Origin of the sequence: Maribacter aquimaris (assembly GCF_014596745.1) — a bacterium.
Taxonomy (GTDB): domain Bacteria; phylum Bacteroidota; class Bacteroidia; order Flavobacteriales; family Flavobacteriaceae; genus Maribacter_A; species Maribacter_A aquimaris.
The window spans coordinates 69,008-84,403 of record NZ_JABTCF010000002.1; the positions used below are offsets into that span (position 1 = coordinate 69,008).

Genomic DNA, 15,396 nt, shown 5'->3' on the forward strand with positions numbered 1-15,396 from the left:
TGTTTTACTCTGTTATCAAGTTAAATGCCCCATTGGTTAGAAATTCCGTGTTTGGTTTAAAATCAGCTGCATTAAGGATTTGGGTAAATCCATTATTTGTAGCACCTATTTTGACCAATACCCTTTTGAAGTTTGTATTATCTTTTTTTACAAGTACAAAAAAGTCATTATCAATGTTCGATACAGCTTCGGATGGTAATGCTGGATATTCTGCTGAAGTGGTCAGGATTTCAGCCTCAATGTACATTCCAGGGGCAAATAGTTGTACTTCCTCATCATTTACAAGATCCCCATGTATCTCCACGGTTCTACTTTGGGCATTTATCGACTTGTTGACTAAATGAACCACTCCTTTATATACATTGCCCGTGTCGTTTTGCAATCTTACATTGATTTGCTGCCCTTTTTTGACCATAGGTAGGTCCTTTTCGAAAATCTTCAATTCTATGTGAAGGTCGTCGGTATTGGTAACGGTTACAGCAACATCAGAAGGGTTTAGGTACATTCCTTTACTTGCGTTTATTGTAGTCGCATACCCTGATAATGGTGAAACTACACTAATGACTGACCGAATATTTTCGCCCGTAAGGGTATTCGGATTGATGTTCATAAGGCTCAACCTCTTTTTAAGGGATTGATATTGTGCCATGGTCACGGTATATTCCGATTCAGCCTTTAAGAAATTCTTTTGGGAGGTGACATTATCCGCCATTAACTCTTTCTGGCGTTCATAATCGGATTTCAAATAGCTCAAACGTCCTTTGGCTTCCAAAAAATCTTGTTGCACCTGAATATATTCTGGGTTTTCAATGGTGAACAATACTTGACCTTTTTCAACCTTATTCCCAGGTAATAGATTGATGTTCTTTACATAGCCGGCAAAGTAGGCGCTAACATCGGCTTGGTTCTGTGGGGGTACTGCGAACATACCGTTCGCTTTCACAACTGTATTGAACTCTTGCATCGATATTTTCCCCAAATCCATTCCACCAGATTTAAATTGATTTTCGGTAATTATTATTGCATCTTGGTCTTTAATCCCCATCGTTACACCTGTGTTGGCCGTTTCTGGTTTTACTTTTGGGTTACAGGAAGCCAATGTTAGTGTCAGCAGTAAAAGAATGCTTGTTAAACTTATAACATGGGTAAAATTGTTGACTATATCTTTCATCATTAATTGATTAAATAATTTAATTCTAAAACTGTGGCGTTATACTCATTAAGGTTCTGTAGATAGGTGATTTGAATATTTTTGGCACTTTCCAATAGCTGTACATACTGTAAGAAATCTATCTCTCCGTTTAGAAATGATTTTGATGCACTTGTAGTTAATTCTTCTGCTAGTTTGCCACCAGTGGTTTCATAATAATCAACGGCCTCTTGGAATTTCTTTAAATCGGATAGCAAGGCTTGATACTTTGATGCCAATTGTATTTTGTAATTTTCAGACTCATCGGCCATTATCATAGTCTCTGTTTTTGCCGCATTGATTTTTGCCTTGTTCGCCCCGAACCATAACGGAATCGAGACACCCGCCTGGAAACCATTGTATCGCTTCGCATTAACACCATTATTAGTGCCCTGAAAGACTGACATATGTAAATCTGGAAGTAATCTTTGCCTTTCCAAAGAGAGAGAGGATCTACTCAGTTTTTGAGCGGAATCGTAATACAGTATTCCAGGATGATCACCAAAATTCGGTTGTTGTAATTCCAGTTTGGGTAAACTGTTCTCTTCTACGATAATCAACGAATCTGTCTGCATCCATTGATATAGCATCGTAGATGCTTTTGCCACGCCTGCTTTAGTTTGTGCAAGCAAAATGGATATTTCTTTTTGCTTGGCCTCTGCCGTAAGTTTTTCCAATAAATTGGTTTCCCCTACAGCATATCGCTTATCGGCAGCCTTGGAAAACTGACCATAGAGACTATCTAGAAATTTGTATTGTTCTACAAGACTGTTATTGTATACCACATTGTAATAGGCTTTATAAACCTCTTTGGTCAAGGTTCTTTCATTTAATCGGTACTGTTGGTTTGATAACTCAACCTTATATTTTTCTACCTTACGTTGGGCACCATAAATCGTTGGGAACTGTAAGGACTGGCTAATTCCGAAAACATCCAATGGAAGCCCGTTATCCGCAATATTATTTTCGTCGGAACTATAATAAACTTGGGTTTTATCCAAGTTAAAAGCACTTCCAACCAATTGTTCGGATTGCTGCACTCTTTTGGCAGAAGCTTTAAGTCCATAATTGTTCTCAATCGCAATTAGAACTGCTTGTTCTGCATTGATAGTGCTCTGTTGGGCACTTCCGACAACCGGTAAGAATATTAAGGCTATGATACCAAGTACTTTTAAATTTATTTTTTTCTTGATCTTAGGATGATGCCCCTTCCTATCGAACATTGCATATAGGATAGGTAGTACGATTAGGGTCAAAGCTGTTGCCGTAATCAGTCCACCCACAACAACTGTTGCCAAAGGTCTCTGTACCTCTGCCCCTGCTGAGGTCGAAATTGCCATAGGCAAAAAGCCCAAAGCTGCTGCTGCTGCTGTTAACAATACAGGGCGCAATCTGTTTTTAGTTCCCATTAAAATTCGCTTATTAATATTGCTGACACCGTGTGCTTTGAGCTCCTTAAATTCTTCGATCAACACAATACCGTTTAGCACGGCAATCCCAAAAAGGGCAATAAAGCCTACACCTGCCGAAATACTAAACGGTAAACCTCGTAAGTAAAGTAACATAACGCCACCAATGGCGGACAGAGGAATAGCACTATAGATCATTAAGGCTTCCTTTACGGAATCGAAAGCAAAATAGAGTAAGACAAAAATCAGAACCAGTGCGATTGGAACTGCGATTTTCAATCTAGCCGTTGCGGTACGTAGATTTTCAAATTGCCCTCCATAACTTATAGAATAGCCGGTCGGTAGTTTAATATCCCTTTCTATTATGCTCTGTACATCCTTAACCACCGATTCTAAATCGCGATTACGAACGTTTACACCTACTACGATGCGCCGTTTTGTATTATCACGTGAAATTTTAGCTGGTCCTTTGGTATAACTTATTTTAGCGAATTCGCTTAATGGTAATTTCATTCCATTGGGTAATGATACCGAGGCCGTTTCTATGTTTTCAATATCCCTTCGGTGGGCATCATCATAACGAATCACCATATCGAATTGCTTTTCACCTTCGAAAACAGTTCCTGCGGGCATACCTGCAAAACCCATGGTGACAACTTTATTCAAGTCTTCGATATTCAAGTTGTACTTAGCAATTTTTTGTCTGTTATATTTAACGGTCATTTGAGGTAACCCAGCAGTTTTCTCAACGGAAATATCGGCAGCACCTTCGACGTTTTGGATTGCTTTTTCTATTTCTAAGGCTTTATTATAGAGAACATCCAGATTCTCACCGAAAACCTTAATGGCCAAATCTGCACGTACTCCTGTAATCAATTCGTTGAATCTCATTTCGATAGGTTGGGTAAACTCGAAATCGACACCGGCTATTTCGGATAGGGCATCCTTAAATTTATCGGCTAATTCGTCCTTGGTCTCTGCGGAAACCCATTCCCCTTTTGGCTTCAATTTGATGATGACATCACTTTCTTCCATTGACATTGGGTCTGTTGGAACTTCAGCAGCGCCTATTCGACTTACAACCTGCTCCACTTCGGGGAATTTCTTCAATATTTTTTCCATTCGAGTAGTAGCCTCAATGGTTTTACTTAATGATGTTCCCGTTTTCAATACAGGTTGAATTACAAAATCACCTTCGTCCAATGTAGGCACGAATTCGCCTCCCATTCTAGTGTATAGAAATGCAGTAATTGCCAACAAACCTATAGCCATACCCAATACCAATTTCTTTTTACGCAATGCCCAAGAAATAGTGGGTTGGTATTTTTCTTCAAGAAATGCGATTAGTTTGGATGAAATCGTTCGTTTTTCGGTATTTGAAGGTTTGATAAACAAAGAAGCCATTACTGGAATGTATGTAAAACACAGTACCATGGCACCTGTGAGTGCAAAACTGAATACCAAAGCCATTGGGCGGAACATTTTACCTTCTACATTTACCAAAGAAAGAATAGGAATGAATACGATGATAATGATCAACTGCCCAAAAACTGCAGAGTTCATCATTTTAGACGCACCTTGATATGTGATTTGATCTATTAAGCCTTGCCTTTGGTTTTTTGGAAGAGCCAATAATTTAGTTCGTTGATTGGTGATTTTAAAGGCAATAAACTCAACAATGATCACTGCACCATCGATGATTATTCCAAAGTCTATCGCCCCTAAGCTCATCAAGTTGGCATCTACCCCAAAAATGTACATTAAGGAGAGGGCAAAAAGCAAGCTCATTGGAATAACCGATGCTACCACTAAACCAGAGCGTAGGTTGCCCAAAAGTAGTACTACTACGAAAATCACGATTAAACATCCCAAAATCAGGTTTTCCGCAATAGTAGCTGTGGTTTTCGCAATAAGTTCGCTCCGCTCTAGAAAGGGATTAATAGAAATGCCTGGAGGTAATGATGATTGTATTTCAGCCACACGTTGTTTAACCGCTTCTATAACAGCATTAGAGTTGGCATCCTTCAGCATCATTACCTGTCCCAATACTTTTTCTCCCTCACCGTTTCCTGTAATTGCGCCAAAACGGTTGGCATGACCAAAGCCTACTGTAGCAATATCCCTTACAAAGACGGGTATATTTCCTGTACTGGTTACTACAATGTCTTCAATATCCTGTACGGAACCCACAAGTCCTTCACCTCTTATAAAGTAGCTTTCATTAGCTTTTTCTATGTAACCGCCCCCGGCAACGCTATTGTTTTTTTCCAATGCACTGAACACATCAAAGATGGATACGTTCATGGAGCGAAGTCGTTCAGGGTTAATAGCAACCTCATAGGTCTTTAAATAGCCTCCCCAAGTATTTACTTCTACCACGCCTGGAATGCCTGAAAGTTGACGTTTTACCAACCAATCCTGAATGGTACGCACATCAGATAAAGAATACTGTTCCTTATGTTTTGCATCAACATCTATTACATATTGATAAATTTCACCCAAGCCTGTGGAAACAGGACCCATAAATGGTTTGCCAAAACCCGCGGGGATTTTTTCTTCAGCACTTTTTATTTTTTCTGCGATTAGCTGACGGGGTAAATATGTACCTAAATTATCATCGAAGACGACTGTAACAACCGATAGACCAAACTTGGAAACGGAACGTATTTCTTTTACCCCCGGTAAGTTTGCCATTTCTAACTCTACAGGGTAAGTCAAAAACTTTTCTACATCTTCAGTAGCCAGATTTCTGGAGGTTGTGATGACCTGTACCTGGTTGTTGGTTACATCGGGTACCGCACCTATAGGAATATTGGATAAGGAATATAAGCCAAAGCCAATAATACCCGCAGTAAACAAGAGAACTATGAGTTTGTGGTGTATACTGTATTGGATAATACGTTCTAACATTTTTACTGGATTATTAATTTATATCCCAAATGTATTTGGTGTACCTAAGAGCCATCTAAATGGTTTCTTAAGATTGGCTTAAGAATGGTTTTCCTTCGGTAAATGATAAAAAACAAAAGCCCTGAAAATTATTCAGGGCCTTTGCCAATCGCTATTAAAAACTAACCATCAATCAAAAGTCTTTATAGGGCGTCTATTTTAATAAATAATTTTGCATCGGTCATGGAAATTTCACAGCGCGATGGTGCTGTGGTCGCATAGGTGTTCCCACAAGTTGGACATAGATAATACACGGAAGGCAATGATTTTACATTTCCTTCTTCCAAAACTTTTAAAGCATTTATGTAAAAATCCCTGTGCTTTTGTTCTACTTTGTATGCATATGTCAAACTTATTTGTGCCATATAATTACCTGCTGCATTGGCATCCTTGATGAAGTTTGGGTACATTGTATTAAACTCATAGCTTTCGCCTTCAATGGCATTCTTTAAATTCTCCTTGGTTGTTCCCACACTAAATTCTGGAGTAACGGTTGGTATTTGCTCCCCCATTCTTTGAATAACGACCTTATGATTATTGGCGTGTATCAATTCCGCCCCGGATGCAGCCTTGAAAAGCAGCGCTATTTCCGGGTAGCCTTCTTCAGCCGCTTTTTTACTGAAAGCGGCATATTTAGCATGTGCGGTCGTTTCACCTTTAAACGCATCTTTCATATTTTGAATGGTTGATTTTTGAGGGTCCTCTTTTTCTTTAACTACTGCCATGGCTGTTTCAGCCACTTCTTTTGAAGGTTTGATTTCAATTTTGTCTACTGTATTATTCTTACAAGATTGAAAAAGCATACTTGAGAATACCATTCCAATTGCCAATACCGCTACTGATTTTTTCATTTTATTTATTTTTAAATATTTGAGTAAGTGTATGTCCACATTTCCGTGGGTTTTCTATATTTTTTATAAGATTCGATTTTAGTTGGTTGATTGATTTCCAAAATCGGGAAGAGCCAATTCTATACCTGCCCCGTGTTGAAAAACCAATTGCCCACCTAAATATCCTGTTCGTGCCACCGACCCAACTAAGGCAGTAAATAGGATGATCCCTACCCATTTAGACCACGTTCTTTCAAATTTGAAATAGTACAATGACACGCGAAATAATGCCGTTATAATAGCAAGCCATAACGTTATGGTAGCAGCTTCCTCGTGTAGTTCCATGGGTTTTTGTAGAATGCCATCTGTCATTCCGTCCCCAGCATAACTTCCGCTTATATAAGCTACTATGGCCCCTAAAGCACCTAATAGCAAAAGATAAAATGAGGTATCTTTGAAAAATTGTTTTTTACTGATAAGAGCTATGATTTCTGAGAAAAATCCAACTAGGATCAAAGCAATCGGAAAGTGGATAACCATTGCGTGAATGTGTGGTGATGTTAACATTTTAATGTGATTTTTAATTACACATCAAATGTATAGGCACCAACTTAAGACTGAATTAAGTAAAACTTAAGTTTGGCTTAAAATGAGATGGTGAACGTTGTGCCTATACCAAATTCACTATCTACATAAATTTTGGCGTTTATGGCATCGGCGGCCTTTTTGGCTATGGATAGACCTAAACCGTTTCCCGGGATGTTTTTATGGTTTAGAGCATCGGATCTAAAAAAGCGTTTGAACACATTATTTAGATCCTCTTTTTTAATACCGATACCTTCATCTTGGATTTTACAAATTATTTTTGAATCCATACGTGCGATTTCGATATGTATTGTGGAACCCTCCTTAGCATATTTTATGGCATTACCGATAATATTTTCCATGATCAATGTGGTGTAATATTGAGGTGCCATTTCTTCCAATAGAACCCCTTTCTGGAAAGCTATTGTAAGTTTCTTTTGTAAGATAGGAGTCTTGTTCCTAGAGAGAATTTCGTCTATTATGTTAGGTAAAGGGACCAAAGAACGGTCAACTGTTCTTGAATTGACATCTAACCTGGCAAGCAGTAAAAGTTGTTCAATCGTGGCGGTCATCCGGTCTATTTCCGTAAGACTAAATTTGATTTTATCCTCATATTCCGATTGCTCTCTGGGCTTTCGAATCAATACCTCAAGCGTACCTTTTAATGTTGATAAAGGTGTTCGTAATTCGTGGGAAGCATCAGAGGTAAATTGCCGCTTTCTTTCGATAGTATTTTCAATACGCTGTAATAGCTCGTTAATGCTAAACGACAAATCGTAGAGCTCATCTTTGTTATGTGGAAGAATAACCCTTTCATTCAAACTATTCTGAGTAATTCTTTTTGTTGTTTCGGTTATTACCTTTACAGGTATAATCCCCCGCCCTGCCAAGTATCTAGACATGAAATATAGTCCCGCTAAAAGAAATAAATAAGAAATAACCAAAACATTTCTTAGATTAAGCAATACCATTTTTGAGGATTCCAACGACATGGCCGCTAGAATAAAGCCTTTGATCTTTCCATTCTGCTCGATAGGGATTTGAACTTGTCGGATAGCCCTATTGTTGAGGGTTTCGTTAAAGTGACCGCCAAATTTTTGCTCAGGATTGTAAGCGAGGACGTGATTTTTCAGGTTGGGGGAATTATCCATAAATTTCCCGTTTTTATCCAATATTTGGATAAAAACAGGGTTTATTTGTACTTCTAGGTGCTCCCTTTCTTCCCACTCCTTTTTGTTCTTTATCTTAATACTATCCCCGACAATCCTTATTTCGTCGGTATGTTTTTCAGCCTCGAAAGATAGGTCATTGTCAAGATTTTGGTATACCGTTCCCTGCACTACAAAATAAACAACTGTAAAAGCCACGGCCATGGTCACGGCGGTGGCAATCATATAATGTAATGCTATTCTGTTTTTAAAACTTAATCTCATATTTCTTTAGCTACATAGCCTACCCCACGAACGGTTTGAATATAGTTTTCATCTTCACTTAACTTTAATTTTTTACGAAGTGCATTAATATATACGTCAATCACTCCAGTATTGTATTCGAAATGGATATCCCAAACACTTTCAATGATTCGGGTTCTTCGGCAAACTATACCCTTGTTCCGTATTAGATATTCCAACAAGGCAAATTCTTTTTGGGTAAGACTAATTTCTTCTTCAGATTTAAAGACTTGATGGGTTGCAGTGTTCAAGGTAATGTTTCCAAGTTTAAAAATGGAATGTTCCCCGGATTTGGGTCTTAGTTGGACTTTTATCCGTTCCAAAAGTTCTTCAAAATGAAAAGGCTTTTTGATATAATCGTTAGCACCGGATTGAAGTCCGAAAATGGTTTCATCAACGGTATCTTTTGCTGTTAAAAATATAACTGGCGTTTCTTTATACTCCTTTCTGAATAGACGACAGATTTCAATACCACTGACACCAGGTAACATCCAATCCAATAGCAACAAATCATATTCCCCGGAAAGAGCCAGTTGAAGACCTTTATTGCCTTCATCGGCAATATCCACAGCATATGATTCTTCTTCCAATCCTTGTTTTAGGAAGTTGAATATACCTGGCTCATCTTCTACGATTAATATTCTCATACTACAAAAGTTACGTATTTAAATTAAAGCGACATTAGACTTTTCTTAAGATTTGCTTAAAAAGGTTTTGCAATAATATATGGGTGTTAAAAATGAATCGACTTGGTGTAAACTGAAGGTATTACAATTAACTGGGGAGAAATTCACTTGTTAATTAAAACAAAGAAGTTTCAGATCTAAATTATAAGATATATTGCTACCGAATAATGTCGTTTTGTAACCTTACACTTTTTGAAGCATTCCCAAAAACTAGGACTTTATAAAATTAGAATTTCGTAATTCATCCCTTATTTGAACATATATAAAGATAAGAATTTCAGATGATGGACTAAATACAAACTCGGTAAGGCTACAAAGGATAAGATAAAATTACCAGGTCTGAAAATGGGGAATTCAATCGTTAGATGCCATTTTATATTATGTAAACCATACTAAAGGGTTTTTTTGTCCAAATCAAGTAAATAACCCACGGATAGATTAAAAAATCCGGTTGTTTTTAAATCAGTTTCTGATTTTACGGGAGAAGGAAAGTTAATGTTGTACCCAACCTCAAAATCCCATGATTTGGTAGATATCGAAAAAGGTAAGTTAATTTGGGTGTTCAGCAAATCGAAAATATCATCATAAATGATTTCCGCTGATGGTTCATTGATTTGAGCGTTTAATTGCTCCAATGCAATAGTTTGTTGTGCGATAAGAAAGTTGATTTTGGGTCTAAATCTTACAACTGACTTTTTTTGTCTAGCAATGGTTATGTTGGCATATGTTCGGGATGATATTTGAAAAGAACCATCAGTTCCGAACAAATAGGAAACACCAAGTGTAGTTCCTAGGTTTCGTTTTTTGGTTCGTAACCCGACACCTAAACTTAACGAGTTTGTAAAGGTGTCCCAACCATCGGCATAAAAAAACCGGGTATATTCAGCATTATAGGTCACCCGTTTATCCTTCCCCATGGTGTTGAAATAACCCACTGAAACATTGGTATAATCCCAGTTTGGTTCAAAGGTTTCGTATAAAATACCGGAAACACTTACATTGAATCCTGAAGAACTATAATAGGATACTTGTGGAACGATACTGAATTGGTCGATGCCGGAATCGCGACCAGAGAAGAACGTATTATTATAAAACGATGTGTTTACGTAAATGAAATTATAGGTATTGAATGAGTTTAAAATATCATCTATAAATTGTTGTTCGTTGAAGAAAAGTTCATCCAAAAGTAAATCTATTTCATCTTCTTCCGGTTCTTGGGCATATAAATCAACAGAGGTTGCCACTGTAAACAGTAGCAACCAAACTGCGAGTAATCCTTTGCTGGATATTATGGGATGGTATTTCATCTTTTAGTGGATATTAATTTCCTCCTCCATTTCCGTTACCGTTCCCGTTTCCACTACCGGAACCTTGTCCGTTTCTACCGCGTTCACCATCACCTCCAAAACCATTTTGATTTCTCATTTCACCTTGACCGCTGGATTGCCTGTTTTGTTGTACCCGTTCACGTAACATTTGGCGTTGCTCTTGAGTCAAGGATTGTCTGAATTGGTTTCTTACTTGGCGCAACTGACCTTCTTGATTTTCACATAATTGGTTTTGCTGATTGGAGAAAGATTCCCTTAATCGTAATCTTATTTGTTCCCTTGTTTGGGTTTTGTCCTGCAAAATGGCCAACTGTTCATCGGTCAACGTTGCTCGAAGTTGTTCCCGATTCTGTAGCATCAATTTACGTTGTGTTTGTAGCATTTCTTGTTGTTCCGTTGACAACTGGTTCATGATTGGGGAAAGATCGGTTTCTTGTGCAAAAAGAAAACTACTTGAAGTTAAAAGCATGACAAAACCGAAAAGTGCGATTAATGTTTTTAATGTTGTTTTCATGATTATTATTTTTTATTGTTAGGTACTTTTAATTATTAGAAACTGAAAGTTTGAAAAAGTTTGTTTTTAATTTTATAAAACGACATTTTCAATAAGGCTTTTTTCGATGTAATCATCTATTAATGAGTCTTCTATAATGATGGAATTAATAAATATATTTTCCAGTTGTTGTTCAGATAGTTCGGCATCAACGATTATTTCGTTTAGGATATAATCATCCATAAAACCATCCATGTCCGCATCATCTACGAGAAGTGACGAAACCAAAAAATCATCGGAATTCAAATCCATTGAATTTATTTGCTCAACATTTGCATCTTGTGGTTCAATGGTTGTAGGGTCATTTTGCAGCCAAATAGTAAAACCTATCAATAGAATAAGTGAAGCTGCAATCGGATAGGCTATCATTGGCTTTAGCCCAAATACGGTTCGTTTTTGTTCTTTTTCCATGGGTAAACTTTTTAAAATATTGTTTTTGGATATAGAGAAATAGTTATCCGGAACATTCATTCCCAGATACTCTTTATGCGCTTGGGCAAGTCCTTTTTTATCGATATCATCATTAAAAAAGCCTTTTACGTATTGCCCAATAGGGTTCTTACTGTTTTTATTCTTCTTTGCCATGGTATATATTAGACCTTTTGATTTTCAATTAGTTTGTATTGTATCGCTGATAATTTCCTTTTCGATTGTTTTTACCGCGCTATAATAAGACGATTTCAGGGTATTCTCACTCACATTCAAGATTTCCGATATTTCATGAAAGCTCAAATCATCAAAGTATTTCATTTGAAATACGCGTTGTTGTTTTTCTGAAAGGCTCGAAATAATGGAATGAAGTTTCAGTTGTACCTCGTTGCCATCAAAATAGGCATCCTGGGTTAGATTGCTGAGGTAACTTTTGGTGGCGTCGTTTTGATAAAAAGCAGATTCTAATTTGTTCTTTTCCAAAAATCGGATGCATTCGTTATATGCAATCCGAAACATCCAAGTGTGTAGTGCGCTATTTTCCTTAAAATTTTGAATGCCCTTATAAACCCTAATGAAGGTATTTTGGAGCACATCATTGGCATTGTCGTGGGTCAGTACAATTTTCCGGATATACCAATAGAGTCGTTCTTGATGAATATCAAGTAAATCCTTGAAAGCCTTATTTTTTAACTTTGGATTCTTTAATCTTCTTATGAGCTCGGTTTCTCCTTTTATGGGTTTTATTGCCATGAGGCGTCCTTTGCTTATTAGACCCTATACTTATCGAATAGTTTGTTTTATATTTAAAAGATACTGGAATTAAAATTTAGGACCTTCCAAAATGGGCAATCTTATCGTTTATTTGAATTTTAGGGAACTGGACTAGGGTTTTTATAGGAGGTTGTGTCAGCTGTAGTTTTATTTTTTATTTATGTCTTTTTCAATTCCTGACACAGCTTTATCCATTTTAGCTTTTACATATTGTACCTGAAAAGGAGTAATACTAATGGTAAATCCATTTCTCCAGTAGAAACTCACTGCTTGATTTTCCTTATGTACGAGTACTACTATTGGGATTCCTTTCTCTAAATCCATGAAAGATAAGTTCTCTGAATTCTTCAAAATCAGTGAATCATTTATGAATTATCCGAATTCAATTTTTTGAATAAAAGGATCGTCCAAAATTGAACTGGTCATTATTGCAGAAACAATAACACCTTGTGCTTTGTAAAATTCATTTTCATTATACTCTTCAAATGATTTTTCTCTACAAGAAATAACTATAAATAGTAAGAAGCCTAATAGATAAATGAAAAATGGACTTTTTTTCAACATTAGGAATTTCATTTTTCAAAATACTTACAACAATTGGATATCGTAACAAGTTACTATAACTATCAAATTTAAGGAATATAGTTGCTAGTGCTAATATTCATTTTTTGTAAATACTTAGTAATCAGTGGATATTCCATCCTTTAGATAAATATTTCCATCCCATTGTTCCACCGAGAAGGTTTACCCTACCATATCATCGATCCATAAGGCGAAGCGCTTCGCGACGACTTAAGTTTGCCAATTCGTGATTCGCGACGAAAGCTTTGACCCACTCCGGGTTGGTTCTGCTGTATTCCCTCAAAACCCATCCAATGGCCTTATTGATAAAAAACTCCTTGGAGCCCAAAAGCCGTTGTATGATATGGCCTAATCTAAAGGTATCGATGTCGTCCTTTCGTTTTAATTGATACAGCAAACAACAGCGTTGCAACCAAATGTTCCCCGAGGCCAGCCATTTTTCAAGGTAAGTGTCCAATTGCCCGGGATAAAGCACAAAATAGGGTCCGATCAATTTAACGGCAATATAATCCACAGTGTCCCACCACGACTTGTGGGTTACCATGTACTCCAATATTGAAATATCGCTTATACTGAATTGTTTGGTGTATTTAAAAACCAATTCCTGGGCAAAGAATTGATACTCCCGTTGCGGTTTTTGGCCATAGGATTTTAACCAATGCGTGGAGCTTTTCTTTTGGAGGTAAATACGATTGTACCAAAAAGGGTCTCTGGATTTCCTTCCGTTTTGGGGATGTTAACCCATAAAACTCAAACTGGTTGCGCATATAGGCTTTTTGTCCTTCTGCGATCTGGGGATTTGAATGGGCCTCGAATTCTTGCTCCAAAGTCTGTAAATAATCGGTCATTTATGTTCTAATACAAAGTATGGTCGTGGTTCATGGGCAAGGCAATTCTTTTATTTATCAAATGACCTTCCGCGTTGAACCAAAAATCATAATCGGTACTGTTCTTACCATTTTTACTTGTAATGTTCAACTTGTAGATATTGCTTGGGAGCAATAAGTTTTGAAAGGTGTTTTTTAATTGGGAGTCCTCACTTTCGTTTTTGTTGGATGCGTATTGCTGGTACATTCGTTTTATCCTGTGTTTTTCGAAAGTAGAGGATAACAGTCTTTTTATTTCTTGAAGGGTTTCATCTGGTACGTCTATCTCATTGATCTTGAATCCTGAATTCAGTAATTCCCCTGATTCATTAAACCTTAAATTATAATGCAAACGATTTTTTTTGAACTTAAGAATGTACGTAGAACCGAGACTATCTACTTCTTTATAGAAGCGTTTCCTTTTAATGTTATGCCCGGCAAGGGATGAATCCAATGGTATATCGGGAAACTGGGATTTTTTTATACGGAATTCCCGCTCGTAATTATCCTGACCTTGACATATAAGTGTCCCACAAAATAACAGAATCATTACTTTTAATATGGAAGTCATTGTTGATGTATGCATCACCTTAATTTATTTTATCTTGTAATATATACTCAGAAAATGGAGCTTGGCCTTTAAACCTCATTATATCTAAAACAATCGATTTCATGGTCGTTGACCATACCTATGGCCTGCATAAAGGCATAGACCACGGTGCTACCCACAAATTTAAACCCTCTCTTCTTTAGGTCTTTGCTCAGTGCATCCGAAATTGCCGTGGTTGCAGGGCCGTTTTTATAGTTTTCAATATTGTTTTTTAAGGGTGCGTGATTAACGAATCCCCAGACATAATTACTAAAACTTTCAAATTCGTCCTGTACTTTCATAAACGCTAAAGCATTGGAAACTGTTGCACGAACCTTTAATTTGTTTCTGATGATTCCGGCATCCTGCAATAGGGTTTGGATCTTATCTTCTTCATAAGTGGCAATTTTCCTATAGTCGAAGTTGTCAAATGCCTTTCTGAAATTTTCGCGTTTTTTAAGAATGGTAATCCAGCTTAGTCCGGCCTGAAAGGTTTCCAATACCAAAAATTCAAAAAGTAAGGCATCATCCTTTACGGGTGACCCCCATTCTTCGTCATGGTAAGCTTCATAAAGGGCATCACCCAAGCACCATCCACATTTGTGTTTATCCATGTCATTTATCTATAGAATAAAGATATGGATTAATATGATTTTCAATAGACCGGTTTTATGTTTTCTAACCAATGTGGTTTATGGTTTTTAGTAGGGGTGAAACATGTTCTTTCCGCTTTGCCGATGGATCGGCACTTGGCTTATATCCACGAGGTGGAAAATCCCGGAAAGAACATGTTCCATGGCTTGGTTTATATGGGTATTAATTCACCGCGTCCCAAAGCCTTCTCGTAGTCCGCTTTCACCTTGGGAAAAACCTTGAAGAAGCGTTGACCATCCAAAGGTTTAAGAATTATTTCCGTTTCACCGTTTTGGGATGATACCACTTGGGAAACTTCAACTTTTTTACCTATGATTCCTTTATAATCGGCGATTCCACCTCTTTTAATGATAAAATTCCTTTTTGGGAAATGAATGTATTTAAACTCCAACCCGGAAGAAGGTGTTCCTAAAATAAAAATACTCCCTTTCTCTATGGGAAATTCAGTCTGTTGTCCTTTAACCCATCCAAAACATAATAAAACAGTGGTTAAAAAAATTAGCTTTCTCATAAAAATTGTGT

General features: G+C 37.2%; 17 protein-coding genes. All 17 read right to left on the reverse strand.

The window, feature by feature from the left end; all coding sequences use genetic code 11:
* Positions 1–4: 4 nt before the first annotated feature.
* Entirely contained in the window at positions 5–1,174 is a 1,170-nt protein-coding gene (locus HPE56_RS04450) for an efflux RND transporter periplasmic adaptor subunit (RefSeq protein ID WP_223170188.1), read from the reverse strand.
* Positions 1,174–5,508, reverse strand: coding sequence for a CusA/CzcA family heavy metal efflux RND transporter (locus HPE56_RS04455; protein WP_188242579.1), 4,335 nt, complete (start codon positions 5,506–5,508; stop codon positions 1,174–1,176). Before HPE56_RS04455 ends, HPE56_RS04450 begins: the two co-directional genes overlap by 1 nt.
* Positions 5,509–5,690: 182 nt before the next feature.
* Positions 5,691–6,398 carry a rubrerythrin family protein gene (locus HPE56_RS04460; RefSeq protein WP_223170189.1) on the reverse strand — a complete coding sequence of 236 codons (708 nt, stop codon included), beginning with the start codon at positions 6,396–6,398 and terminating at the stop codon, positions 5,691–5,693.
* Positions 6,399–6,476: 78 nt separating this feature from the next.
* Positions 6,477–6,944 (reverse strand): DUF2231 domain-containing protein, encoded by a 468-nt coding sequence (locus tag HPE56_RS04465; RefSeq protein WP_188242580.1) that lies wholly within the window; start codon positions 6,942–6,944, stop codon positions 6,477–6,479.
* Between the two features lie 77 nt (positions 6,945–7,021).
* Positions 7,022–8,395: a sensor histidine kinase gene (locus HPE56_RS04470; protein WP_188242581.1), complete on the reverse strand. Its 1,374-nt coding sequence runs from the start codon at positions 8,393–8,395 to the stop codon at positions 7,022–7,024.
* Complete coding sequence (locus HPE56_RS04475; protein WP_188242582.1) at positions 8,392–9,060, reverse strand: response regulator transcription factor; 669 nt, start codon at positions 9,058–9,060, stop codon at positions 8,392–8,394. Before HPE56_RS04475 ends, HPE56_RS04470 begins: the two co-directional genes overlap by 4 nt.
* A gap of 431 nt (positions 9,061–9,491) precedes the next feature.
* A complete protein-coding gene (locus HPE56_RS04480; protein ID WP_188242583.1) occupies positions 9,492–10,406 on the reverse strand; it encodes a hypothetical protein in 915 nt (304 codons plus the stop codon).
* Positions 10,407–10,419: 13 nt separating this feature from the next.
* A complete protein-coding gene (locus HPE56_RS04485; RefSeq protein WP_188242584.1) occupies positions 10,420–10,941 on the reverse strand; it encodes a hypothetical protein in 522 nt (173 codons plus the stop codon).
* A gap of 72 nt (positions 10,942–11,013) precedes the next feature.
* On the reverse strand, positions 11,014–11,565 hold the full coding sequence (locus tag HPE56_RS04490; RefSeq protein WP_188242585.1) for a hypothetical protein: 552 nt from the start codon (positions 11,563–11,565) through the stop codon (positions 11,014–11,016).
* Positions 11,566–11,589: 24 nt separating this feature from the next.
* Entirely contained in the window at positions 11,590–12,162 is a 573-nt protein-coding gene (locus tag HPE56_RS04495) for an RNA polymerase sigma factor (protein WP_223170190.1), read from the reverse strand.
* A 168-nt stretch (positions 12,163–12,330) separates the two neighbouring features.
* On the reverse strand, positions 12,331–12,507 hold the full coding sequence (locus tag HPE56_RS04500) for a hypothetical protein (RefSeq protein WP_188242586.1): 177 nt from the start codon (positions 12,505–12,507) through the stop codon (positions 12,331–12,333).
* Between the two features lie 48 nt (positions 12,508–12,555).
* The gene (locus HPE56_RS04505) at positions 12,556–12,747 is read right to left on the reverse strand and encodes a hypothetical protein (protein WP_188242587.1); all 192 of its coding nucleotides are present in this window, start codon (positions 12,745–12,747) and stop codon (positions 12,556–12,558) included.
* A 193-nt stretch (positions 12,748–12,940) separates the two neighbouring features.
* On the reverse strand, positions 12,941–13,366 hold the full coding sequence (locus tag HPE56_RS20440; protein WP_262890263.1) for a DNA alkylation repair protein: 426 nt from the start codon (positions 13,364–13,366) through the stop codon (positions 12,941–12,943).
* The gene (locus HPE56_RS20445) at positions 13,356–13,613 is read right to left on the reverse strand and encodes a DNA alkylation repair protein (RefSeq protein WP_262890264.1); all 258 of its coding nucleotides are present in this window, start codon (positions 13,611–13,613) and stop codon (positions 13,356–13,358) included. The genes HPE56_RS20440 and HPE56_RS20445 overlap by 11 nt, the downstream gene beginning before the upstream one ends.
* A gap of 7 nt (positions 13,614–13,620) precedes the next feature.
* Positions 13,621–14,217 (reverse strand): hypothetical protein, encoded by a 597-nt coding sequence (locus HPE56_RS04515; RefSeq protein WP_188242588.1) that lies wholly within the window; start codon positions 14,215–14,217, stop codon positions 13,621–13,623.
* Positions 14,218–14,270: 53 nt separating this feature from the next.
* A complete protein-coding gene (locus HPE56_RS04520) occupies positions 14,271–14,834 on the reverse strand; it encodes a DNA-3-methyladenine glycosylase I (RefSeq protein WP_188242589.1) in 564 nt (187 codons plus the stop codon).
* 191 nt (positions 14,835–15,025) lie between these two features.
* On the reverse strand, positions 15,026–15,385 hold the full coding sequence (locus HPE56_RS04525) for a hypothetical protein (protein ID WP_188242590.1): 360 nt from the start codon (positions 15,383–15,385) through the stop codon (positions 15,026–15,028).
* Positions 15,386–15,396: the final 11 nt, after the last annotated feature.

Coding starts and splice junctions, on each gene's coding strand:
- HPE56_RS04475 (WP_188242582.1), bottom strand. CDS start 9,060: ATGAGAATATTAATCGTAGAAGATGAGCCAGGTATATTCAACTTCCTA.
- HPE56_RS04455 (WP_188242579.1), bottom strand. CDS start 5,508: ATGTTAGAACGTATTATCCAATACAGTATACACCACAAACTCATAGTT.
- HPE56_RS04505 (WP_188242587.1), bottom strand. CDS start 12,747: ATGTTGAAAAAAAGTCCATTTTTCATTTATCTATTAGGCTTCTTACTA.
- HPE56_RS20445 (WP_262890264.1), bottom strand. CDS start 13,613: ATGACCGATTATTTACAGACTTTGGAGCAAGAATTCGAGGCCCATTCA.
- HPE56_RS04470 (WP_188242581.1), bottom strand. CDS start 8,395: ATGAGATTAAGTTTTAAAAACAGAATAGCATTACATTATATGATTGCC.
- HPE56_RS04515 (WP_188242588.1), bottom strand. CDS start 14,217: ATGCATACATCAACAATGACTTCCATATTAAAAGTAATGATTCTGTTA.
- HPE56_RS04525 (WP_188242590.1), bottom strand. CDS start 15,385: ATGAGAAAGCTAATTTTTTTAACCACTGTTTTATTATGTTTTGGATGG.
- HPE56_RS04450 (WP_223170188.1), bottom strand. CDS start 1,174: ATGATGAAAGATATAGTCAACAATTTTACCCATGTTATAAGTTTAACA.
- HPE56_RS04490 (WP_188242585.1), bottom strand. CDS start 11,565: ATGGCAAAGAAGAATAAAAACAGTAAGAACCCTATTGGGCAATACGTA.
- HPE56_RS04465 (WP_188242580.1), bottom strand. CDS start 6,944: ATGTTAACATCACCACACATTCACGCAATGGTTATCCACTTTCCGATT.
- HPE56_RS04480 (WP_188242583.1), bottom strand. CDS start 10,406: ATGAAATACCATCCCATAATATCCAGCAAAGGATTACTCGCAGTTTGG.
- HPE56_RS04460 (WP_223170189.1), bottom strand. CDS start 6,398: ATGAAAAAATCAGTAGCGGTATTGGCAATTGGAATGGTATTCTCAAGT.
- HPE56_RS04485 (WP_188242584.1), bottom strand. CDS start 10,941: ATGAAAACAACATTAAAAACATTAATCGCACTTTTCGGTTTTGTCATG.
- HPE56_RS04520 (WP_188242589.1), bottom strand. CDS start 14,834: ATGGATAAACACAAATGTGGATGGTGCTTGGGTGATGCCCTTTATGAA.
- HPE56_RS04495 (WP_223170190.1), bottom strand. CDS start 12,162: ATGGCAATAAAACCCATAAAAGGAGAAACCGAGCTCATAAGAAGATTA.
- HPE56_RS04500 (WP_188242586.1), bottom strand. CDS start 12,507: ATGGATTTAGAGAAAGGAATCCCAATAGTAGTACTCGTACATAAGGAA.